Genomic DNA, 23,091 nt, shown 5'->3' on the forward strand with positions numbered 1-23,091 from the left:
CGTCATCCGAGTTTGCGCCGTGAGAAATCTATCTGGCAAATTTAGTAATAGGTTAATCTTTTACCAAGTTTGCCAGATAGACCTCTCACGAAAGGCTGTTCGAGGTGACTGGGGTAATACCCTGAATGACAGCTTGACACACAGCAAGCAAATCAATGTTTCTCACTAAACTAAAACTTCAAAACTTCCGCAGCCATGCGGAGGTTCAATTAAACTTCAAAGCCAAATTAGTTTTCTTCATTGGAGAAAATGGAGCTGGGAAAACAAATATTATAGAAGCAATCAATCAATTTGCAACTTTAAAAAGTTTTCGTGATAATTCAGACGAAGAACTTGTAAATTGGAATTCAAATTTTTATTATATCAAAGGCGATCTTGTTTCAGAAGAAATGAACAAGACAATCGAGATTGGTTATAGCAAAGCTGATTCTTTAAAACGCAAAGTAAAATTAAACGGCGAAATTATTCAAAAGAAGCAAGACATTATCGGCGAACTAAAAGCAGTCGTGTTCTCTCCTGTTGATTTAAAAATAATTGATGGTGGTCCTTCTGAAAGAAGACGTTTTATCGATAGTTTTATCTCAACGGTTAATCGTAGTTATTTCGCAAATATTTTAGATTATAATAAAATTCTAAAGCATAGAAATACACTTCTGAAGAAAAAAGATTTTTCCCAGTCTGAACTCGCTCCCTGGGATCAAATGCTTGTAAAAAAAGGAGTCGAAATAGCAAAAGAAAGAGCGCGCGTCATTGAAATCATTAACCAAATTTATAAGGAGAATCTTGCCAAACTCAGCGGGGAAAAAGACAAATTTGAAGTAGTCTATAAACCCAACGTAGCGAATAACGAAGAGTATGCGAAAAAACTTGCTGAACGAGTTTCGCGAGATACTCATTTGGGTTATACTTCTGTAGGAATCCACCGTGATGATATTTTTGTTGGGGCTAATGGCAAAGACATTATAGAATTTGGTTCGCAAGGACAAAAAAGAAGCACTGTCATTGCCCTTAAAACTTCTCAATTCAAATTCATCCAAAACCAAATTGGAGAAGCTCCAATATTATTAATCGATGACGTTATCCGCGAGCTAGATGTGAAACGCAGAGAATATTTTGTGAATCTCATAATAGACTGTGGTCAGGCTTTTTTTACGACTACTGACTTAGAGGGTATTCAAGATTACCTCGGAAATTTAGAAGAAGCGAAACAGGTTTTTGTAATTCAAGAAGGGAATATAAATGAGCTAGGTTAAAATTTTGGAATGTCATTCCCAAAATTTTCTCTTGGGAATCTCTAGTTCTTGAGACCCCCGACAGAAAATTTCGGGGGTGACACCAAAAAATTATTAGAATTTGCTTAAATAAACTATGTCCGACATACACAAAGTAAATATTACTGATTTAGAGTCCCTTGTTCATCAGATTGGATATGATAAAGAATCTCTTTTAAATTCCGTTATACTCAATCAAGTAAAAGAAAACTGGAAAGATATTATCGGACCCGTTTATGTCAATCAAGCACAGCCTTTTAAAGTAGATCGAGATATTCTATTTGTGCGAGTCGCGCATTCAGCATACAAGATGGAGATAGGATTTATAAAAGAATCTATTTTAAGAACTGCAAATAAAATGTTTCAGCAACCACTTCTAAAAAGAATCGAAGTTCAAGTTGGGAATTTACAGTATAAGCCAGCTTCTCGAGAAACGCCAATAGACACCCTGGAAGGAAAATCAGAGTTAGTCGAAACTATCGAAAAGGAAGAAGACGAGTTTATTCGTAATAAGCTATTAAATTTTGTGAAGAAGTTAAAGATTTAGTAATTCATAAAACATACAATTATCCACGGGGAAAAATACCCTAACAAATAAATAAATTATCAATCGACAAACCTAAAAGGATTTTCTAGTTTGGAACTATGATAAAAAGAATATTACTGTTAGGTTTTCTTGTAAGCTTTTTAATAAATTGCGATACTAAGAAAAATCAATACCCTGAGCAATTTAGATCACAGTTGCTTTGTTACGTAGGAGCCATTTGCCCTACGCAGCGTGGAGTAAAGTATGGCATTTTGGGAGATAGTTGGACGGACTTAGTATTAGGCGTTCCACTCATTGAAACCCTTCGTGTGCAGCTTGAAAAGCATTATAATTATAAGATGGTTGGGTCTACTCTTGGTGGTCAGACAATGACAACAATTTACCAAACAGGCACCCATACAAGAGTAATTGATGAAGCTGGTCCTGATATTAAATACATGTTACTTTCTTTGGGAGGCAATGATATTCAAGGAAATCCTGGAAGATATGTAGGTAGATTCGCTACAGAAAAACAAGAGCGATTTAATCTTGTCCAAACAACCCTGCTTAATATGATTCGAACGGGTAATGCGTATAAGGTTCAGAAATACGGAGGAGCTCCCTTGCTTTGGATTATTCATGGATATGATTTTCCGAATCCAGATGTTCCAAGCATGCAAGATTCTACTGGTTGTAGACCAACATTGAAGTCAGTGGGATTTACGGATTCAGAAGTTACAGCCTTAGTAGTAGATGGATTAGCAGATTACAATAATATGCTGCGCGATATCACTACGAGAGAGCCTCAATTGCGTTACATTGATCTTCGTGGAACGTTAGGCGGTCCGCCAGCATCGTCAGCGGGAAATATGTGGGATTGTATTCATCCTAATACGGGTGGGTTTAATTTAATTGCTAAAAAATATGTAAATGCTTTAGAAGGATATACAAATTATGAAAAATAAAGTGATTAGCGTTTTCGGTTTGTTAGCCTTTACAATTGGAATATATGCTGACGATAAGAGTTCCTTTGCTGTTCCTCTCCGAGTAGAGCCAGCAGCGGTATATACAAAAATCCGTATCGATGGACAAGCAGCAGAAAATAGAGAAGCCAATGTATACGAAAGAGAAAAGCAAGGTAATATAGAAGGTGAATTGAAATTTCTACAATATTTTTCTGTAAAAGTAGGAACAACAAAATCACAATGGGAAAAATCTGGATCTAAAACTCTAACGCAAATGGATCGTTTATATGCAGGGCTTAAATTTGCAAAAGAACATCAATTATCTTTCGGCTCCATCGTATGGGGTGGAGGTGTTAAATGGTTTGACCAGCAATCCAAAAAATATGCTCGTGATGGTCAGGCTCCAGAGTTATACTTATTACGTCCAAATTTAAATTTTGGATTAAAGCTAGGAGCATTTGAAGCCATTGTAGATCTACAATTTCAAACTGAGACTAACAGGGCATTCAAAGAAAACCCAAAAGAAGAATTCAGAAGATATTACCAGAGTGGACTTTCTCTATCTTATGGGCTAACAGAGAATTTCCGCATATTCGCTGAAACAGAATACAGAAAGCCTTATAACCCAACAGTAGATGTTCATACAAAATTCTGGAATGTGTATCCGGGAGTTAGTTATCAAATTTATAATGGTGGCTTTCTTTCTGCATCATTACAATTTCCTATTATTCCAGAAAGACAAATGGACAGGGGAATACGCATTAGCTACTTCCACATCTTTGATTATTAAGGAATAAGGTATCGCATAAAAGCATTACCACAGAGACGCAGAGAAAGCAAAGAGTATTGATTTAATTAACTCACATTACGCAAAAGAGTAAAACTATTGAACAATTTATGAAATTAAAAATATTAGATAATTCTAATGGACTAATAAAATCGATAGCCCGCGGCAGCGAACCCACCGTTAGGTGTAACCCACACATCCAGCGATGGGCACGCTGGTCACTCACCTTGCGTAAGGTGAGTTAATTAACTCTTTTCTCTGTGCCTTCGCGTCTTTGTGTGAACAAATCTTCTTTTATACAACCAGTTATTTAATATCTCTTGATAATATTAAAATATCTTTATCTGATGATTTTAAACTAGATTGAATTTTTCCTAAATCCTCTGAAGTCTGTGCTGGCTTTGACAATACGTTAACTAAGTCGGCAAATGGATATTTGTCTCCCTCCAATCTATCAACGTAATAGAGCGTATTTACTCCTTTTCTCATCCAGAAGTCTGACCAGAAATAATAATCAAGGGAAACTGAATCGAGTGACGATTTTGGAAAGATTGTATTAGAAAATAAGATTGCATTTGGTATCATTCTTAGATCTACGCGACGTTGCATCTTTAAGAATGATATAGACGAATTATTTTGACATCTCCATTCAAAGTTTTCTATGGAAGAAGTGTCGCGATTTCCTAAGTCTCTTGTGTTCCAAATATGAAGTCTGTCTTCTGTTGGAAAAGTTTTAAGTCCTTCGAAATAATCTGTGGGTAAATATTGAATTGTTCCAGCAGATACTTCACTTCCATTCTCACAACTTACGGCAACTGGTTGTAAGTCGCTTTCTAACTTTTTAGAATTAGATTTACCAAATCGATAAAATAGCCTTACATTTAATAATGCATTATTCTTTTTCATTGCTTGGTATAAATCTATACCAATTGGATTCAGGAATATTTGCACGTTTCCTGCTCTTTCAAGGAAGGGAATAGATGCAAAGACCTTATTGTAATAAGCCGTTGTTCTATAGTCGATAGAATTATGCTGACTATAATTCCATTTATCCCTTGTTGCTTCTGGATTGTAAGAGATAACATAGATTTTTTCGTTAAATGAGAACGCCGATACAAACGGATCCTTTAACTCTTTGAGAATGCTTAAATCAAAAGTTTCTGTTTCTGAAATAATCTTAACTGCTTCTGCGTCGCGTAATTTAGAGTAACCGCTTTTGCTATAATACATATCGTTCGCAGGTCTAAAGGCTCGGTATTGTTTCATTCTTTTTACAACATCTGGAATTTGCGAAATGCTTTTACCTGCAATGACTGGAGATTTCACTCTCATCTTTTGATAATAATACAAAAATTCAGCAAGCGATTGGTAATTTTTAGTGTGAATAAAAAACTGAACGGCATTTCTAAAGAATGCTTCTGTATCAAAGCGAGAATCTAGAAAATTTTTAACTCCAAGTATATCGTCTAACGGTTCTTCATTTCGCATAGAATGGAGTAGAGAACGATAAGATGCTGCATGATTGCCACGTTCTCCGCCTTGCACACGAGCAAATAAGATGCCAGATGATCGCATCCATTCAGAACTAAACACTGGATCTGAACCACCAATGATGCCATAACTCTTTGTAAATTGAACAGTGGACTTGCGGTATTTCTTACTCAATATACTGCAATAACCGTTCATCAAAGTCGCCGCATATTCTACACGTTTCCAGCCTTTGCTTTGCGCAATATACAGAATATCCTCTGAAATCTTTTCGGCTACTTCTGGTTTATCAAACATCATTATCTGTGCAATGCGAAGTCGGATAAAGAGGCTATCCTCTGTCACTCTTCCTTCTGGATTTAAGCTTTTAAGTGCTTTGACTGCATTCACTGCTGACTTCGATTTCCATAAAGAAAGGGAAATTAGATTTCTAGCACCGTTAATAGAAATGTAATCATCGTAGAATGGGTTTTTCAAAGATTTATTCCAATCTTTTAAATTCAATTCCAAGTAGTAGGTTAATGACTGTTTGTAATCTTTTCGCAGGTATGCTATGGCGCCGAGCTTTAAGAATAAATGATTTTTATTCGAACTAATCGATGGTGTTCGTTTCGATACATAAACAAGTGATTCTTCTGCTCCCAATAAATCATCATTTAACATTTGGTAATACGATAGTCTTTCATGATTTACAGGATCGAAAGAGCCACTTACCTTTTGTAGATTAACTAACGTTTTTTGAAAATGCACTGCTTCGAATACAAATCCGAGATAGGCTAATTTAGTTGGTAAGTCAGTCGAGAATTGAGATAGATAGCTAATATGGAATAATTCCGATTCTTCAAAGAAAGGAGCAACCAATCTGTCGAGATTTAGAAAGTCACGGTGGGGATAATCGCTGTTTTCTACTAAATGTTCTAAATGGATCGAGAGTTTCATCAGCCTACAATAACCATACATGGGTTTGCTTCGATTGCAGTTTAGATTTTTAATTGCCTCTTTTGTGTCTGCGCCAACGGCTGTTTTCTTTAAATTGCTTTTTATTAATTTAGCAATGCTAATGTTTAGAGGATTTTCTTCTCGATTAATTAAATCATCTAGCTTGACAGTTGCATCAGCAGTTTCTCCTTTTTCAATTTTCCAAAATACTAAAATAAGGTTTGCTAGAAAGTCATAATTATTTTTGTCATTCTTAAGAAGACTAACTAGGTTGGTTAATCCGTCTTTATCCCCACGAGCAATATAGTATTCAGAGACAAATAAAGCATATTGTTGCATCTGGTCACTGTTTAACTTTTGTGGCAGATAACGAATCGTATCCCTTGTATCGAAACTATTTATATCATTAATATATAGAATGGAATGGTTATTACCCACTTCCCATCCTGTAAAAGGTGCTGCTAAAATTGTTGTGCTGAAAATAAGAAAAAGGAAAAATGCTTTTTTAAAATTCATAAATTTTTACTCAGTAGAAAAGAAATTTTTATTCGCTAATCTCTTTTTTGATTAGATTGACCAAATCCTGCAAACTTTTTTTATCCATTACGAAACTAATATTCCCTGATTCAAATAATTTTGGTAATGGAACCGAACCTCCAAGCGAGAGAGCTTTTAAATAGTATTCTATTGCTTCTTTTTCATTTACAAGACTATTACGCCAAAATTGCAAAGCTCCTAATTGTGCAATGCCATATTCAATATAATAAAAAGGAGATGTGTAGACATGTGGATACTGCCAACGGGTCTTTTCGATTCTATCTAATCCACTCATATCGAGGAAAGGTTGAAATCTACGATTGAGCTCTTGCCATTTTTTACCTCTTGCCTCCCGTCCATTATCTTCTGTCGTATAAACCCAGTGTTGAAAAGAATCAATCATAGACATAAATGGGAAAAATTCTACAATCTTAATGAGTTGCTCTCGTTTAACGCGCGTTATCTCTTCTTTCTTGTATACGTTGTGAAAGTAGGGTCTTCCCAAAAGTTCCATAGACATGGAGGCGACTTCTGCAAATTCTAAAGGAGACGAACGATAGCTTTTTAGGAATTGATCTCGTGCTTGAAATGCATGAAAAGAATGACCGGCTTCGTGTAACAATGTATCTACATCTCTTTTGGAACCGACTGCATTCATGAAAATAAAGGGAACTCTTTTTTCGGAAAGCTCAGTCATGTATCCACCCGGAGCTTTGCCTTCTCGACTTGACAAATCTAATAGCTTATGCTCTCGCATATACTGAAAGTATCCACCGATAATCGGATTTAATGCAGAAAATATTTTTTCTGTCTTGTCGCAAAGTTCTTTCTCTGAATCAAATGCTTTTATAATTCCGTATCCATCCGGGTCAACATATAAGTCCCAGGGGCGAAGGCTTGTTATTCCTAACTTCTTACATTTTTCCTTTGTCCATTCTGAAATTAAAGGAACCAATGTTTCGGCAATGGAGTCATGCATATTTAAACAGTCTTGAGGAGTATAATCAAATCTTCCCTTTGAAACAAACGCATAATCACGATAATTCGCAAAGCCTGCATTGCGTGCTGCTTGCGTTCTGATTTTCAACATTTCATCAAATAAATCTTCTAATTGCTCTGCATCTTTTAGGTGAACGTCAACTCTTGCTCTGTATGTTTTCTCGCGTATAATGCGATCTGGATTTTCTTGGAAAACAGCCATTTGCTGCACAGTATAATTTTTACCTTCGTATTCTACCATCCAGGAGCCGGTTATCTTTTGATAAGTCTGTGATAACTTTGCGTCTTGTATAAATAAATCAATGTTTTCCTTTCTGTAAATTTCTTTTTCTGATTTAGTCTTCTTGATAAAAACCGCATAATAACTATTATCCAGTTCATTTATAAAGGAAGAGGCTAGAAATTTTTCTTGTAGGGAATTCTCAAACGGATCAATGATTGGGGAAATATTTTCAATAAAGTGTAGGTATTCTGCTTCTGCCGCTTTATCTTTAGTATCCACAGTCATGTTTACATAGCTAATAGAAATTGCTTCATCTACAATTGAATTAAGTTCTGACCAGAACTCAAGGAAGGATTTTAAATCATCTACAGAGTTAATTTTATAATCGAGTAATTGTTGGTAAACGGTTTTTAGCTCTGATTCGTTTTTGGGGTTTAGTTCTTTGCTTAGATATTTTCTACTATACGTTTGGTCAAGGTTCTTCATGCAATGCCTTATTCTAAATTGATATCTATCTTCTCTGATTCAAGAGATGAATCCTCGCTTTTTTTGAATCGGAAAGAGATCATATCCACAATGTGTTCTGTATAATATCTGTCATTCGTATAAGTTTTGGAGATTTCATATAATTGCTTTTCTTCCTCGTGATTGAGTTTTCGTTCCATTGAAATATTGAATAGAGTAAGAAATCCAAGCGCGGATAATGCTTTGTTTTCTGATTTCAGATAGCCGAAGAATTCTTCGGATTTTATATTCGAGAAACTTGGAATCAATGTGGAAAGAAGTTCAATCGCTCCATTTGGGGTATCTTCTTTAAAGTTTTGAATATACCATTTTACTATTGCATAGGCTTTTTCATTTCCAATATCTATTAATACATAGAAAATGCCCACTACAAGATTGGTTTTCTCGTTCCATATATTGCTATCTTTTATCAAATCGCCAACTATGTTTTTAAATAAAAACCAGATTGCCTTTTCGTCCTCTAATGCTTTTTCTTTCAACTCTTGTAAAAGATTTTGAAAATGAAATGAGCCTTCAACTTCCGCCAATTGCTTTAAATATTCTTCTACCTTCTCATTTATGGGGTCACTCATTAAATCATAAACCTCTCTCGTTTTCGCTACTCTTAAATAATTTACTCACTATGAAATGCAATTAAAAAAAACTTCAATGAAATGAACTGAGTCCCATGGCTGGAAGTTTGTATTTTTTTCTTTTAGTTACGAAAATATCATCAATTGCAATCAGATATTCCTTCTCTTTTGTCAAACTTTGATGCGGATTGAATTGAATTCCAGTGATTTTACTGTTACCATGCTTTCCGATGAGAAAATCAGATTGTGCAATTCGATTCCCAATTGGTATTCGGAAGCTTTGCCAACCTTCATAGTTTAAATTAGCAATTCGAATCTTATGCTTTTCAAACTTTGCATCTTGCAAGTAAAGAAATAATTCACCGTTCGCTTGATTCGAATAAATATAGAACTCAAATTCAATAATATAATCCTCCAATTTGTATGGGCTAGGGAATGATAAGTCTATTGGAATACCGTTTCCTTCGGTCGAAATTCGAATGAATAAACTCGTATTGGATTGTAAATCTGGAGATGTTAAATTCTTACTCATTCGAACTTCTGGTAGATAATGTTTGTTTGCCTGCACTTGAATAGATTTATTCGTGATTTGGACTGATTCAAAATCTTCCAATAGAATCTTTTCTTTATAATCAAGGACTTTTATCTCTTGCCCATAAAGTAAAAGAGTTGATAGACCTATCATCAACGTAAATATTTTTTTTGTCTTCTTAAAATAGAGCATAGGAGGCAAAAACAATGTTGATTTTATGACATTTTACTTCAAGAGTAAATGTGTTTTTTCAAATTGAATATTCCTCGCATAGCTGTCAATCCTTGACATACATGCTTGTATTGTAATATATGGTAAATTAAACAGTTAAATTACACATTACTAGGAGACTTTAGATGAAAAACATCATTAAACTCTTTCTCATGCTTACCTTTACTATCGCATTGGTTGCACAGTCCGGTATTAAACCTCTTCCTAACGACGGAAAAATGGATAAAGCCGAGAAAGCTATCGAAACAATTCCTACGACTTCAGTTGACAAAATGAAAACTGAGTCTAAAACAACAACTACAACGACCACAACTACTACTTCAACAGTGCCTGCGGTAACTTCTACTCCAGTTGCACCTGCTCAACCTGCTCAACCACCTGTAACAACTACAAGAGCAATTGATCCAAACCTAGGTAACTCACCTGCTCTTTATATCAATTCTAGAACTGCTTTCGAATTGGTAACTGGTGACGACTTAAGTGGTGTTGATTACATTGAATACAAAATTAATGATGGCGAATACTCAAGATATACCGTTCCTATTTCTTTAAGCAAAGAAGGTCCTGCTACCATTACTTACAAAGCAACTGATAAAGTTGGAAATAAAGAATTAGCAAAAGTCATTAACTTAATTGTTGATAACACCGCTCCTTCTGTAAGTGTTAAAGCTTCTGAGCCTTTATTTGCAACTGGAAATACCCAGTATTCTTCTCCAAAGAATACATATCAAATTCTTGCTGAAGACAAATCTTCTGGCGTTAAGCAAATTGTATACTCTGTTGACAATGAGCCTAAACAAGATTATAAAAATGAGCCACTCAAATTAGAGAAGCCTGGATTTCATGTTATTAACTTTTATGCAATTGATAATGCTGGAAACGTAAGCCAAGAGAATAGCTACATTGTGAACGTAGATGGAATCAAACCAACTGTTGACATCAAAGAATCTATCCCTTACATCGTAATCAACAACAAAGTTTATGCAAAGAAAGAAACTATATTCACCGTTACTGCGGCTGATGGACAAAGTGGAATCAAGCAAATTCTAGTAAAAACAGATGGTGCTCCTGATTTCGTTCCATACGTTGAAGCTCTTACCTTCGGAACTTCTGGCGAGCATGTTATCGAAGCAAAGGCTATTGATAATGTTGGAAATGAAAGCGACATTAAGAAAGTTATTTTCTCTAACGACATCAAAGCTCCAAGCACAGTTATTAAAGCCGTTTCTAATTAATTCTAAAAAACTCTCTGGGGCGCACATTCGTGCGTCCCTTTCTTCTAAAAAAATAATCTTCTTTTCTTAAAAAAATTAAGACTTTCCTGCACATTATTCTAATTTCTTAGCCTATTCTATGTATGATTCAGAAATTTATCATACTCGTCTTAGATTATTTATTCCCTATCGCTTGTAACTTTTGTGGAGAGTTTGATTTTTTTTCCTCTAAGTTGTCTCTTTGTAAAAAATGCTATAAAGAAGGAAATAAAGAGAAAGCGGTATTGCTGGATACTTCCTATTGTGGTGTTTGCAAAACTGAACTAATAAATGAAGAATGCAATTATTGTAACTCCCGCAATGTTTTCTTTTCTCAGTTAAATTACATTCGTATTCGCGGGGAGTTTGAGAGGGAAATTATTCAAAGAATAAAGTTTGGGAATGCACCGCATTTGAGCAATTACTTTCGACTCGGTCTTAGAAAAGTAATGCGAGGCTTGAACAAAAAGAGATATACTGCGATTGTAAGCATTCCTTCTAACAAAAGCACTATTCGCAAAAGACCGATTCCTGTTTGTAAACCTGTCACTGATTTGTTGATTCATCATTTACGAATCAAAACTATTATCCCCTTCGAAAAGAAGTCAAAGGAATTACAATCCGGAAAAAGTTTCCGAGATAGATTTATACATGCCCAATCTGCCTTCATTATTAAAGAGTCTTATTCTAATAAATTGAAAGGCAACTATCTATTAGTCGATGATGTATTTACCACGGGTGCAACCATCAACGAGATGGCAAAGATATTACTCTTAAATGGCGCAAACGAGGTGGATGTATTAGTGCTTGTAAAAGGGAAGATGTAAACCTTACTCTAAGAATTTAAAATCATCCTTTACTTCTGGCTTCGTCATCTTCTGATTGTATTTGGCGTCTCCACCGGTTAACCAAATATTGCCTTTCAATGCACCTGATTTTTTGAACTGGTATTGTAAGTAAAAGTTAGTAATTTTTTTCCAGAATTCCTTTTGATCGGATCCTACTTCTTTAAGATTGCATTCATCGGGAATGACTTCAATGGTTCCATACGTTGCTGATACTTTTTTCGGATTTGTAAAGGATACTATGGAGTATTCACAAAAATCATTTTGATTTGCAATATAAGGAATTACTTTAAGTTTATACGTATTCAAATCTGTATCTTTACGAACAGAAAAATATCCCCGTTTATTTCCTGTAATTCGCGCTGAATTCGGAAGCTTAAAATAACTATGCATCACTTCATTTTGAGAAAATTCAGCATGTATTTTGCTAATTTCCTTTGTAGGATTATCTTTGTTATTCGCTGTGATAATTTTAGAATCTTTTTTAGGCTGTGTATTCGTATTTTCTGTTACACCATCTTTGCTGATAAAAATGCTTACATCTGCACTTACCCATTGTTCGGGCGGGAGTTTTTTCGTTAGTTTTTTTAACCAGGCTAAATTATTCGGACTCATTCCTTGATAGACTGGCTTTATCCAATACTTAGCTTTGTGTAATTTCTTAATTCTATTCCTAGATGCAATGGCAATGATTGTGTCCTTTCCAAGTGCCTCTCCTGCAAGAAATTCGTAATCCTTTGTATCATCAGGAATTCGAATCTCTTCGTTAAAGATCATATTATCTTGCTCATCTTCATTTGGATAAAGTAGGTTTAAGTTTCCATCACTTTGCAGTGTTAGAATATAGAGATAAGCTGCTTGTTTTAGCTTAACATTAATTTTGATAGATTGACCCGGGCGATAATTTCGATAGTTTGTCTCTAAAGAAATTCCCATATCATTGGAGGAGGGAGAACTGGAAAATAAAAGTAATAAGGGGATTAGAATTAGAAACCGCTTCATCCCATGACAATTTTACAGATTTTTATTTTGTCAACAAAGATAGTAGGAAAAAACGATGACAAGAGACTTAGGTTCTAAAGATTGTAAAGGAAAGATGAGCGAAGAAAAAAAAACGAGAGATTATTTTGAGATATTCAGAATCACTCTTATCCATGTAACAATTATAACTTTTTGTTATGTCCTGCTAAGCATTTTTTCCCAATTCACGATGGCAACCGTTGCCCTTCAGAATCGTTTTCCTGACAACTTCGTTGAATTAAGCGATGAACAAAAATCAGAAATTCAAAACAAAACCGTTAAGGAATTTGAAGTTTTGATGAAGAATAATCCACAAAAAATTAATGATGAATACATCGAAGCGGTTACTAAAACATCTCCTAGTCTTTTGTTTGTTCAAAATTTTCTCTGGCTAATCTGCTTTGTTCTCCCAGTTTATTTCATTCTAAAGAAATTAGTTCGAGTAGATATAAATAGTCTGAATGATGAATTGGGGTTTATTCAGATTAACCGTGGACTCGTTGCAGGTTGCGTTGTCTTTTTAATATTACTTGCAGTTTCGATGGTTTTTTCTTTCGTGAATTTTAAACCAAAGATTAATGAATTTCAAGCTAAGCTCTTTATAAATTTAAAGGGAAATTATTATCTACTCGCTTGGGCAATCTATACTGTGGGTTTAATTACAGGAATCTTAGAAGAGTTTTTATTTCGCGGTATGTTTCTTGCGCATTTCGTAAGTAAGGGATTGGCTAGAGAGGGACTTTTTATTACTTCCTTTCTTTTTGGTATGATGCATTTCTCATTTGATGCGTCTCCCGTTGTGCCTGTCATATTGACTTTTGTAGGTGTATTGTTTGGTTTAATCTATCTTCAGTCTAAGAATATATGGGTTGCGGTTGGTGCTCACGCTACTTACAATTCATTGGGACTGATTGCAGCATATTTCCTTGGGGACAAACTTCTGTGAGAAAAAATTTTCTTTTAATAGCGCATACTCTTATTTATCTCTTTGCTTTGTTTTTTTTCTTTCCACTTTCTGCTTCTGAGTCATTTGAAAGTCCTGCCTCGGTAGAAGATACAAATCTAAAGATTGTAAAACTTTTAAATAAAATTACCGACAATTCTATTCTTCCTGTAGAGTCTACAGGTGGTTTTAATTACAGGTATCGGAGTAGTCTTCTCAGTCCATTTCGATTTAATGTTTATGTAGGTCGGTTCACTAAGAAGTCAGAGGATTCTATTGTTAGAATAGAAGCAAGCAAGAACGGAGAGGCAAAGTTGTTGAAAACGATTTTGGAAGTAGAAGTAAATAAAAACACTGCCGAATATAGATTCGAGCAAGCACTAAATCCTAAATATCATGTCGTATCACAAACTTTGAACTTTGTTACCCCAGCCGCAAGTGTATTCTACAACTCTTACAACTCTCCCTTTTATACTACATCTGATACCGTAATCAAGATGGGAACTTATGCCTTGATTGATATGGTAATCCTAGCAATTGCTGCATTCTATATAAATAACAATAAGACAGGAAATAAAAATATATACGCGGATTTGTTAAATAAGCAAGGTCCGAGCAAATATATGTTTGCCCCGCCGCACGGGGAAATAATTTTAGCCGCTCTTTTGTTGCCTAGAATATATAGAAGTGTAGAAGCATTCCATGATACCTCTGCACAAAATCGAATTGCTGAACTTTCTTATACTTATAGATTTTAGTATAAACCTATTGTATTTACTCAGTGGGTTTGCCACAGAGGCACTGAGACACAGAGGGTTTTGGGTTTGCTCTATTTCTAATCATATAAGACATCCTAAAGAGAACTGAGAATACCAATTTGTATTTTAAATGCATACACATAAGCTTGAATTGGGAAAATAAGCGTTATTTGTTAAACAAACTCTCTTGAAATTCCTCCGTGCCTCTGTGGCAATCTTTTATGCTAAGTAGTTACAACCTATTTTATATTCATATTCGAAAGTATGCGATCCATTTCATCCATATTGTTGTAGCTAATAATGATTTTCCCCTTTCCTATTTTGGAATTGTGGGCAATCTTTACTTTTGCCGATAGCTTATTGCGGATTTTACTTTCAACGTTTGTAATGGAAGGATCTGAATTATCTCGCTTTGTGCTAAGTGTAGTTTTTGTTTCCCAAAGTCCTGCTACATACTCTTCGACTTCTCTAACAGTAAGATTTTTTTCTACGATTTGTAATGCATACGCTTCAAGTTTGCGTTTGTCTCCAATTGAGAGGAGAGGTCTTGCATGACCTTCTGACAGCTTTCCTGTTTTAATCAGTTCCTTTACTGAATCAGGAAGTTGGAGGAGGCGAATCATGTTTGATACAGTGGAACGATTCTTTCCCACGCGTGCGGCAACTTCTGTTATCTTCATCGATAATTTTTCTGTGAGTTGTTGGTATGCCATCGCTTCTTCGATTGGATTTAGATCCTCTCTTTGAATGTTTTCAATGATCGAAACTTCAAGTGTTTCTTTTTCGGAATAATTTCGAACGATAGCAGGAATTTTATGAAATCCAGCTTCTTTGCAAGCGCGGTATCTTCTTTCACCGGATACTAGCTCGTAACCGTCAGTAGTTCGATTCACTACAATTGGTTGAATCAGTCCATGTTGTTTTATAGTCTCTGATAATTCAGTGATTGATTCGGCGGAGAAGGTTTTTCTGGGTTGGTTTGGATTTAGCTTTATCTCGGATAGTTTAATTTCCTTAAGTGGTGAATTACCGGTATTATCCGCTGCTTCCGTATTTCTTGAACTTGATGCACCAATTAGATTTCCGAGACCTTTGCCTAGAACTTTAGGTTTCATTTTTTCTCCTACGCGTTTTGCGCGATGACTTCTTCTGCTAGCCCACGGTAACTTTGTGCACCAATTCCGTCGGGGTCGTAAAGGTTAATTGGTTTCCCGAACGATGGCGCTTCCCCCAATTTAATATTTCTAGGAATCATAGTCTTATAAACTTTATCCTTGAAATATTCTCTTACATCATTTGCAACCTGGTTTGCTAAATTGGTTCTCTTATCATACATGGTGAGAACTACACCTTCTAATTCGAGAGAAGTGTTAAGGTTCTCTTGCACCAAGGAGATAATCTTCATTAGCTGCGTAAGACCTTCTAAAGCAAAATATTCAGTTTGCAAAGTAATCATCACACTATCGGAAGCACAGAGTGCGTTCACAGTGAGAACTCCAAGGGATGGCGGACAATCAATGATTATAAAATCAAATCTTGGGCGAATCGAAGTAAGTGCTTCTTTGAGTCTAAATTCTTTTCTATCTTCAGACATTAAATCTATTTCGGCTCCACTCAAATTAATATTGGAAGGAATCATCGAAAGATTTTCAATTCCTGTTTTTTGGATTGCTTCAGTTGCTGAGACTTCTCCAATCAAAACTTCATAAGAAGTATTTTCCATTTGGTTGATGTCGATGCCAAGACCCGAGCCTGCATTTCCCTGTGGATCAATATCAACTAATAAAACTTTTTTTCCTCTACTGGCGAGAAAAGAACTGAGGTTGATAGACGTAGTTGTTTTTCCAACTCCTCCTTTCTGATTGCTAATAGAAATTATTTTTCCCATGATGTCCTCTTAATCTCTTTACTTATTGCTTCCCAACTTCTTGGAAAACCTTTTTTTGATTCTGCTACCTTTTTCAATAATTTAAGATGCCGCTTTCCTAAAAACTCTAATTCATCTAGTTCGAATTCTTTTTCTATTTTTAATCCCAAATTTTCTAACATCTTGTTCTCGAAATCTAAATCGTAGTTTTTTCTTCCGAGAAAAGGAATAAAGTAAGAATTAGTTTTTAGAAGCTTATAAATCATTTCTGCCGACCATGGATACTTTACTGTAGAGCGCATGACTACAAGATCAAACTTTTCTTTTAAATCTTCCACTCTTCCATAAATGAAATTAACCCCTTGGTCTTTGAATTTTTCTTTGTGAAATTTTTCTAAAATTCCAAGCCTTCTCATTTGGGAATCTACAAGCGTAATGACTGGAGCATTTTTTAGACAGAAAAAAATATAGCCAGGCAGTCCGGGACCTGTTCCGATATCCGCCAATCTAGTTTCATGTGAAACCGAATAGGAAGATAGAATCCTGTGAATATGAAAAATGGATTCAACGATATGCCTATCTAAAATATTTTCTGAATCGGACTTAGAAAAGAATCCGCCAATCTCATTATAGTCTTTTAAGAATTGAAAATAGACTTCTAACTTATCAAAATCAAATTCTCTTTCGATTTGATTTATTAATTCAGGAAATAATTCGGATAATCTGTTCTTAATTAAATTATTATTCATGTAATTTGCTTTTAATTCATTATTATTTTTGTCCATTTTTCACAAACAAGGTTTTTTATTTCATTCAGTTCGAAACTGCTTTTTATTTGCTCTTTATGTGTTATGAATCTGTCAGCTAAGCAAGAAATTTTTTAAGTAATTCTGGATTATCTGACTACTGTTGGTTAGGCTATGCCAAGGAGAGACTACATAAATTGATTTGCCTTATTTAGTCTGTCTATGAGCTAAAGAGTTAGCTCATAGCGGTTCATGTTGCGGTTCAAGTTGCAGTTCATCTATCACTTATTGATTTTTTTGGCTAAACTTAGACTGCAACATGAACCGCAACATGAACTGCTACATAGGCTATAGAGATTATGAAGTTAAATTAATTTTAACAATTTGGAACCTAGAAAAAAGAGGAAGGTCTTACTTTCAAAACAAGGAGATAAGAATGAAACATCTTATTAAAATATTTTCCATTTCGTTGATAGCATTGCTTGCTATTGTAAATTGCCGCCATCACTCACTCGCAGATCGAGCTGATTGGATCGCGAAGAGAGTTGCAAGTGAACTTGATCTAAATGATAAGCAAAAAGCTGAATTGCAGAGAATCAAAAAAGAGATTCTTGATAAACGAAAAGAGCTCGATGTAAAAATGTTCCCAGACGAAATTGTTGATCAGATCCGTCAGGCACAGATTGATGAAGCAAAGGTTAACAAAGCATTCGAAACCAGTGGAACTAAAAGAGATCAGATGAGAGTATTCATGACAAAAAAATTCATAGAATTCCATGCTGTTCTTACACCCGAGCAAAGGAATAAATTAGCCGATAAAGTAACGGAGCTTTTAAAGAAACACAGCCATGACTAATTCTGACTTTACCGAAATAGTAAATTCGACTAAGTCTATAGTTCTCTCTGCGATAGAAAAAAATCTCGCAGAGAGATTCTTTCATGCTATAGATGATGTAGTGCAGGAGACTTATCTTCGAGCATACAAAGCATTGTCGAGTGGAAAGTTTAGAGAAGAATCAAAACTTTCCACTTGGCTCTATACGATTGCTCGAAACGAAGCATATCGTATGAATGAGAAACTCTTGCGGGAGGAAAGAAAAATTGAAAAGGCAACTATTAAACTCAAAGAGTCTAGATCAGACGATTCTAATTTACTTGAAAGAACTAATACTCTGATTCAGTATCTGAAACAAATACCGGAAAAATATAAGACAATTTTACAGCATTATTCAAATGGACTCTCTGAAAAAGAGATAGCTGAAAAACTTTCTATAAAACAAGGGACTGTTAAATCAAGAGCCTTCAGAGGAAAAGAGATGTTGCGAAAAATTGCATTTATGGGAGATAAAAATGAATAATGAAGAAATACATTCTAAAGAAATTCTATCACGTTTGGAAAGCGAGCAATGGAGTCAAAGTATTGCAAAGAATGTTTCTATTCGATATGAGCGTAATCAAACTAGGAATCGAATTCTAATTTCTACTACTGCTTTTATTATTTTAGGAATGGCTGTTGGAATTGCTTTTTTCTCTCCAATTGAATTATTAAATCCTAGTCTTGTTGACCTGGATTTGTATAATTTATTTTTCTCGGATGAACTCTCTCCAATTTACGAAACGGTATATCGAGAAGAAGGAATGTCATCCCTACTTGAACCAATTTCTTATCTGATAGAATAAAAAATCTCGCAGGTGTAATTCATTATCAGACCAATGATAATAGGATAATGATTTTTACGCTGCCCTTACACTACTAATTTTATTTTTGATTTCGTCGATACAAGTATTGATGAAATCATTATTAATCTTTCTATTAATTTCAACTTTTAATCTATCAGCTTACACTCCCGGTAAATGGTCTTACTTAGATCGTTATTCCCTTGGTTCAGAAAAATCAGGTCCTGTTGGAGAAACTGTAAAAAATAGGACAGGACAGATCGTATATTCCGCTACATACGAATATGATCCAGATGGAAAACTCAGTAAGGAAAAATTCCTTAACATGAAAAATGAGCCTGATGGAGAAATTGTTTATACATACGAAAATGGTAAGCTGAAAGTAGAAGAATTATTTGCTCCCGATAAATCCTCTCAAGAAAAAAAAACTTTTCTATACACTCAATCAGGAACTTTAAAAGAAATTAACGTTGTATTGGGAAATGGAAAGGGACTTCTTCGTCATAGAATTTATTCCATGAATGATTCGTTTGCTATGGAGTGCGAAACAAAATGGGAAGAGGAAGCCAGCCAGGAATCCTTTTCTACAAAGAAAGATATCCTGGAGGAGAATATTTTAAACCAAGAAATTTTCGATGAAAAGAAGAAGTCTATCGGTTTTATAAAATACTATTTTGATAAGAAGGGTCGCCTAGAAAAAAGAGAAAATATCCAAGGCTCCTCTAAAAGAATGCAAGTTCTCACTTACGATGAATCTGGAAGGTTAATTAGTTTTTCGTTTCACGTGAAACAAGACGAAAACTGGGTTTTACTAAAAACACATTATCTTACGTATAAGTGAATTAAGATAATGCATTGCCACAGAGGCACTGAGACACAGAGAAATTTTGAGAGACTCTTTCTCAAAGAATATTGCTTGTTTTCGTAATTCAGGTTAATAATATTCACTGACAACGTGATATTTTTTCAAACTCTTTTACTAACTCTCTTTCACATGATGCACATGAATAAAACGGAAACATTTCATAACCCTCTGCGACTCTGTGACAAAATAATCTGAGTAGATATGAATTAAGTCTACTTATTGGAATCAACTTCTCCCTCTGATGAAATTGGTTCGATATTCTTTTTTGTTAAAATTTTGGTAATACTTTCGGCGATAAGGCTTAACGTAATTGTAAACGCTCCTCCATAATTTAAACCATTCAGAAGCTGATATATCATCTTCCTAAGTGCAAGATCAAAAGGCATTTGATAATCAGACCAATCAATCTTAAATTTATAATTCAATTTCTTTGGCTCAATAATTGTTTCTTGCTTCAACGGATTGCGATCAATTTGTCCAAGAGTTCCAACGAAGGTTGTAGACTTTTTACTATGAGTAAAGGAAACATTTAGATCAATTTTGTTTTTCAAAAAGCCAATTGGTAGTATATCTAAATTGACAAGCTTGCCCCATGTCACTCCTTGCACTTGAAGACTACCTTCTCCATTTTCACAGCTAGATAGTATATCACCTGAATCAATTTTACAGTAAGCATACTCAGAATCAAAGATTAGTTTTAAGGGAATGCCTAAATCAATATTGGAATTTTCAAGATCAATGTTTTCAATTGTAACTTTATACAAAGGGAATACTGTGCGATCTTCAATTTCGATTTTCCCATTTCTTATAATAGCGGAGGGAAGAATTACTTTTCCTTCTGGCGGCATATACTTAATTTTCTGAATTGAGGGAATTCTATTTACATACTTCATCTCCATACTCGTTATTTCGAAATTGCTAATTCTAATTTTTCCTACGATTAGATAGAAGGGATTGATCCAGAAGAAGATTTTTTGGGCTTTCAGTTTGACAATGTCTGTTTTATTAAATCCACTTGTCTTGATTTCGAAATCCTTTGCGTAGAAAATAAATAAAGGAAGTATGAAGCCGCTAGATTGCATTTTAATTACTAGGAATTTTTTAAAAAAGACATTTATAATTAAGACAATAACAGGACCTAGAAGCAAGACCTGTAAAAGCAAATAAATGGAAAAGAAGGAATATAGAATTTCTGATTTCATAAACGCCCTATGAATTAAAGTAACCTAATACCATAGACATAGCTGTAAACTACAAAACTGATTTAATTTCTTTATCATGGCACCTTGTAATGAATCTGTGCTTCATCAGTAAACTAGATCGAGTATTTAAATCTTATCAGACATAATGAAATCCAAATCAGGAAGAGAGTTATTTTTTCCGTTAGGCATATTTTAATTGAAAGAATTGGGGAAGTAAAAAAATTTAATATGTATTGAACTTGGTAAAAGTCTTTTTGAATAATACAGAAAAAAACAAAGAAATTTTTGAAATTCAGAATTCTGAGATTAACGTAGCAGAGATCATGCACGAAATCGAATCGAATTTGAGACAGCGCTCTATCGATAAAAGCGAGATTGATAGAATTGCAAAGTTAAAACTTTCATCAGATTCGCCAGCCGGACATAGAGAGTTTGATCCATCCCTTACAGCGAACTTATTTGAAAAAGGAATTGCTCCGCCTAAATTTTCTAATCCACGATATTGGTTTATTAGGGGACCTCTAAAATGGATTATTATAAAGTTTACTGAGTTCTACTCCTTGGTGGATAAAAAGCTTTCCGAAAATCGAATCAAGGCTTTCTATTCAGTTTTACATGAATTGATTTTATTAAAAGCGAAACATCAACGGTTGGAATTGAAACTTGCTGATTTGTATAAGCATGTTGTTGAGTTGAGAGCTTCTTACAATCCAGAATTTCAAAATGATTTTTATGATAATAATAAACCACTCTCGGAGAATTTTAGTAAAAGCAATTTGAGAATTCTATCTTTATTAAAGAATGAAAAGCCAACGCTAGTATTGCTCCCTGATTGGGAAAATTTTTTAAACCTACTAAAAGTAAATCGAATTCCATTTCATGCAATCGTTCAAAGCAAAAGCCAATTTGATTATATTGAAAAGCAAATTACCAGTCAGGTCACGCTCATTGAATCGATTGAAGAATTCTCTCAATACAAAAAATATTCTAATATAATTTTGCATTGCAATGCCTGTATTCTTCCTGCTTGGATTATGGATAAGATAATTCTTTGTGTAAAAGAAAATGCAGACAAAGATACTCAGATATTTATAAATTATTCCAACTCTGCCAACAACAACTATTCTCCTTTTCAAGAAAATCTTCGGACCCGAATTGACATAGATAAAATTCATTCTTATTTGAATGATCTTGGATTTAAAAATATCGTTTCGCACTGTGTTGATAAAGATGAAATGCAATTATTTACATTTACTCTTCCATGAAAATTTATCAACATGTAGACGAATTGAATGATCGGGATGGAATTGGAAATGATATCTACGGGTTTCATTCTGTATTTGAAAAATTGGGATTTGAAAGTTCAGTAGTTACCAGAATTAATAATTCTAAAAATACCTTTCCAATTCATTCTCCTCAAAAGCATCCTTGTTTCTTATCGAGTGATATTCATATTCTACATTTTGGTTCCACCGGTTACCCTTTAGATTTTTTTGAGGATTTACCTGGACAGAAAATACTTCGATTTCACAATATGACACCTATTTCTTTTTTCAAAAGCTTTATGAATGAAGACTTATTTAAAACATTCGAAAAGAATGAAACGAAGGCGCATCTTGAATTGTATTCGTTGCATAGATCAATTTCTCACGTAATTTCTGATTCTAACTATAATCAAGATGAGTATCTACAGATTGTTGGTCGCAGAGGAAAAGTTCGATTTGAAGTAATACCGGTTATTCGTAATTATCCGCTAATAGCAAAGACTGGAAAATCGGGATATAGAATTGGCTTCCTCGGTAGATGGGTTCCAAACAAAAAATTGGAGGATTTATTATTTACACTTTTCTTTTTACGAAAAATTGATTCACGCTATACGCTTGTCTTACTTGGAAAAAAAAATCCAATCTTCCAACTATATAACAATGAAATACAAAGACTCATTACGAAGCTAGACCTTGGCAATTCTATTGAGATATCTGAAAATCTGACGGATGAGGAAGTTAAAAAACAGTTAGCCAATTTGGATATTTATCTATCAATGAGTGAACACGAAGGATTTGGAATTCCAATTTTAGAAGCTATGGCAGCGAATGTTCCCGTCCTTGCGTATTCCTGTAGTGCTGTCATCGAAACGGTGCGAGATGCAGGAATCCTTTTTACTAAAAAAGATTTCCCTTTACTTGCTGAATTGATTCATAAAATTCGGACTTCAAGCGATTTAAAAGAATCTATTTTAAAAACTCAATTTAATCGTTTATCGAAATACAATCATTTTCCCTTTGGATCCTCATTATCTAATCTTTTGCAAAAATAAAAA

23 protein-coding genes are annotated in these 23,091 nt (G+C 34.5%); 14 read left to right on the forward strand and 9 right to left on the reverse strand.

What is annotated here, in order from left to right; all coding sequences use genetic code 11:
- Nucleotides 1–155 precede the first annotated feature (155 nt).
- The 4 genes from recF (at nucleotide 156) to IPH52_03310 (ending at nucleotide 3,552) form a co-directional block, all read left to right on the forward strand.
- Nucleotides 156–1,253, forward strand: a complete 1,098-nt coding sequence (gene recF, locus IPH52_03295) for a DNA replication/repair protein RecF (protein ID MBK7054066.1) — start codon at nucleotides 156–158, stop codon at nucleotides 1,251–1,253.
- A gap of 115 nt (nucleotides 1,254–1,368) precedes the next feature.
- Nucleotides 1,369–1,818: a DUF721 domain-containing protein gene (locus tag IPH52_03300; GenBank protein MBK7054067.1), complete on the forward strand. Its 450-nt coding sequence runs from the start codon at nucleotides 1,369–1,371 to the stop codon at nucleotides 1,816–1,818.
- Nucleotides 1,819–1,916: 98 nt separating this feature from the next.
- A complete protein-coding gene (locus IPH52_03305) occupies nucleotides 1,917–2,762 on the forward strand; it encodes an SGNH/GDSL hydrolase family protein (protein MBK7054068.1) in 846 nt (281 codons plus the stop codon).
- Nucleotides 2,752–3,552, forward strand: coding sequence for a hypothetical protein (locus tag IPH52_03310; protein ID MBK7054069.1), 801 nt, complete (start codon nucleotides 2,752–2,754; stop codon nucleotides 3,550–3,552). Before IPH52_03305 ends, IPH52_03310 begins: the two co-directional genes overlap by 11 nt.
- A gap of 303 nt (nucleotides 3,553–3,855) precedes the next feature.
- On the opposite strand, the gene IPH52_03315 is transcribed toward IPH52_03310, so the two are convergent.
- The 4 genes from IPH52_03315 to IPH52_03330 all read right to left on the reverse strand — a co-directional run bounded on the left by IPH52_03315 (nucleotide 3,856) and on the right by IPH52_03330 (nucleotide 9,517).
- The gene (locus tag IPH52_03315; GenBank protein ID MBK7054070.1) at nucleotides 3,856–6,492 is read right to left on the reverse strand and encodes a hypothetical protein; all 2,637 of its coding nucleotides are present in this window, start codon (nucleotides 6,490–6,492) and stop codon (nucleotides 3,856–3,858) included.
- A 28-nt stretch (nucleotides 6,493–6,520) separates the two neighbouring features.
- Complete coding sequence (locus IPH52_03320) at nucleotides 6,521–8,221, reverse strand: M3 family oligoendopeptidase (protein ID MBK7054071.1); 1,701 nt, start codon at nucleotides 8,219–8,221, stop codon at nucleotides 6,521–6,523.
- A gap of 8 nt (nucleotides 8,222–8,229) precedes the next feature.
- Nucleotides 8,230–8,832 (reverse strand): hypothetical protein, encoded by a 603-nt coding sequence (locus IPH52_03325; protein MBK7054072.1) that lies wholly within the window; start codon nucleotides 8,830–8,832, stop codon nucleotides 8,230–8,232.
- A 73-nt stretch (nucleotides 8,833–8,905) separates the two neighbouring features.
- Complete coding sequence (locus IPH52_03330) at nucleotides 8,906–9,517, reverse strand: hypothetical protein (GenBank protein ID MBK7054073.1); 612 nt, start codon at nucleotides 9,515–9,517, stop codon at nucleotides 8,906–8,908.
- Between the two features lie 203 nt (nucleotides 9,518–9,720).
- Between IPH52_03330 and IPH52_03335 the strand changes: the two genes are divergently transcribed.
- Complete coding sequence (locus tag IPH52_03335; GenBank protein ID MBK7054074.1) at nucleotides 9,721–10,830, forward strand: hypothetical protein; 1,110 nt, start codon at nucleotides 9,721–9,723, stop codon at nucleotides 10,828–10,830.
- 122 nt (nucleotides 10,831–10,952) lie between these two features.
- The gene (locus tag IPH52_03340; GenBank protein ID MBK7054075.1) at nucleotides 10,953–11,675 is read left to right on the forward strand and encodes a ComF family protein; all 723 of its coding nucleotides are present in this window, start codon (nucleotides 10,953–10,955) and stop codon (nucleotides 11,673–11,675) included.
- Between the two features lie 3 nt (nucleotides 11,676–11,678).
- On the opposite strand, the gene IPH52_03345 is transcribed toward IPH52_03340, so the two are convergent.
- A complete protein-coding gene (locus tag IPH52_03345) occupies nucleotides 11,679–12,695 on the reverse strand; it encodes a DUF4384 domain-containing protein (protein MBK7054076.1) in 1,017 nt (338 codons plus the stop codon).
- 55 nt (nucleotides 12,696–12,750) lie between these two features.
- Here IPH52_03345 and IPH52_03350 point away from each other — a divergent pair, with 55 nt between their 5' ends.
- Both IPH52_03350 and IPH52_03355 read left to right on the forward strand, forming a co-directional pair.
- Nucleotides 12,751–13,659 (forward strand): CPBP family intramembrane metalloprotease, encoded by a 909-nt coding sequence (locus IPH52_03350; protein MBK7054077.1) that lies wholly within the window; start codon nucleotides 12,751–12,753, stop codon nucleotides 13,657–13,659.
- Nucleotides 13,656–14,414, forward strand: a complete 759-nt coding sequence (locus tag IPH52_03355; GenBank protein ID MBK7054078.1) for a hypothetical protein — start codon at nucleotides 13,656–13,658, stop codon at nucleotides 14,412–14,414. The genes IPH52_03350 and IPH52_03355 overlap by 4 nt, the downstream gene beginning before the upstream one ends.
- A 239-nt stretch (nucleotides 14,415–14,653) precedes the next feature.
- Here IPH52_03355 and IPH52_03360 read toward each other — a convergent pair whose 3' ends face one another.
- The 3 genes from IPH52_03360 to IPH52_03370 are packed head-to-tail and all read right to left on the reverse strand — an operon-like array spanning nucleotide 14,654 to nucleotide 17,030.
- Nucleotides 14,654–15,529 (reverse strand): ParB/RepB/Spo0J family partition protein, encoded by an 876-nt coding sequence (locus IPH52_03360; GenBank protein ID MBK7054079.1) that lies wholly within the window; start codon nucleotides 15,527–15,529, stop codon nucleotides 14,654–14,656.
- Nucleotides 15,530–15,537: 8 nt separating this feature from the next.
- Nucleotides 15,538–16,302, reverse strand: a complete 765-nt coding sequence (locus tag IPH52_03365; GenBank protein MBK7054080.1) for a ParA family protein — start codon at nucleotides 16,300–16,302, stop codon at nucleotides 15,538–15,540.
- Entirely contained in the window at nucleotides 16,290–17,030 is a 741-nt protein-coding gene (locus IPH52_03370; GenBank protein ID MBK7054081.1) for a class I SAM-dependent methyltransferase, read from the reverse strand. The genes IPH52_03365 and IPH52_03370 overlap by 13 nt, the downstream gene beginning before the upstream one ends.
- 433 nt (nucleotides 17,031–17,463) lie before the next feature.
- Here IPH52_03370 and IPH52_03375 point away from each other — a divergent pair, with 433 nt between their 5' ends.
- The 4 genes from IPH52_03375 to IPH52_03390 all read left to right on the forward strand — a co-directional run bounded on the left by IPH52_03375 (nucleotide 17,464) and on the right by IPH52_03390 (nucleotide 19,545).
- A complete protein-coding gene (locus IPH52_03375; protein MBK7054082.1) occupies nucleotides 17,464–17,883 on the forward strand; it encodes a Spy/CpxP family protein refolding chaperone in 420 nt (139 codons plus the stop codon).
- The gene (locus IPH52_03380; GenBank protein ID MBK7054083.1) at nucleotides 17,876–18,385 is read left to right on the forward strand and encodes a sigma-70 family RNA polymerase sigma factor; all 510 of its coding nucleotides are present in this window, start codon (nucleotides 17,876–17,878) and stop codon (nucleotides 18,383–18,385) included. The genes IPH52_03375 and IPH52_03380 overlap by 8 nt, the downstream gene beginning before the upstream one ends.
- Nucleotides 18,378–18,707 carry a hypothetical protein gene (locus tag IPH52_03385; protein MBK7054084.1) on the forward strand — a complete coding sequence of 110 codons (330 nt, stop codon included), beginning with the start codon at nucleotides 18,378–18,380 and terminating at the stop codon, nucleotides 18,705–18,707. Before IPH52_03380 ends, IPH52_03385 begins: the two co-directional genes overlap by 8 nt.
- 109 nt (nucleotides 18,708–18,816) lie before the next feature.
- Entirely contained in the window at nucleotides 18,817–19,545 is a 729-nt protein-coding gene (locus tag IPH52_03390; GenBank protein ID MBK7054085.1) for a hypothetical protein, read from the forward strand.
- Nucleotides 19,546–19,781: 236 nt separating this feature from the next.
- On the opposite strand, the gene IPH52_03395 is transcribed toward IPH52_03390, so the two are convergent.
- Nucleotides 19,782–20,771, reverse strand: coding sequence for a hypothetical protein (locus tag IPH52_03395; GenBank protein MBK7054086.1), 990 nt, complete (start codon nucleotides 20,769–20,771; stop codon nucleotides 19,782–19,784).
- A 254-nt stretch (nucleotides 20,772–21,025) separates the two neighbouring features.
- Between IPH52_03395 and IPH52_03400 the strand changes: the two genes are divergently transcribed.
- A complete protein-coding gene (locus tag IPH52_03400; GenBank protein MBK7054087.1) occupies nucleotides 21,026–22,036 on the forward strand; it encodes a hypothetical protein in 1,011 nt (336 codons plus the stop codon).
- Nucleotides 22,033–23,088, forward strand: coding sequence for a glycosyltransferase (locus IPH52_03405; protein ID MBK7054088.1), 1,056 nt, complete (start codon nucleotides 22,033–22,035; stop codon nucleotides 23,086–23,088). The genes IPH52_03400 and IPH52_03405 overlap by 4 nt, the downstream gene beginning before the upstream one ends.
- Nucleotides 23,089–23,091: the final 3 nt, after the last annotated feature.

This window comes from Leptospiraceae bacterium (assembly GCA_016708435.1).
Classification (GTDB): Bacteria; Spirochaetota; Leptospiria; order Leptospirales; family Leptospiraceae; genus UBA2033.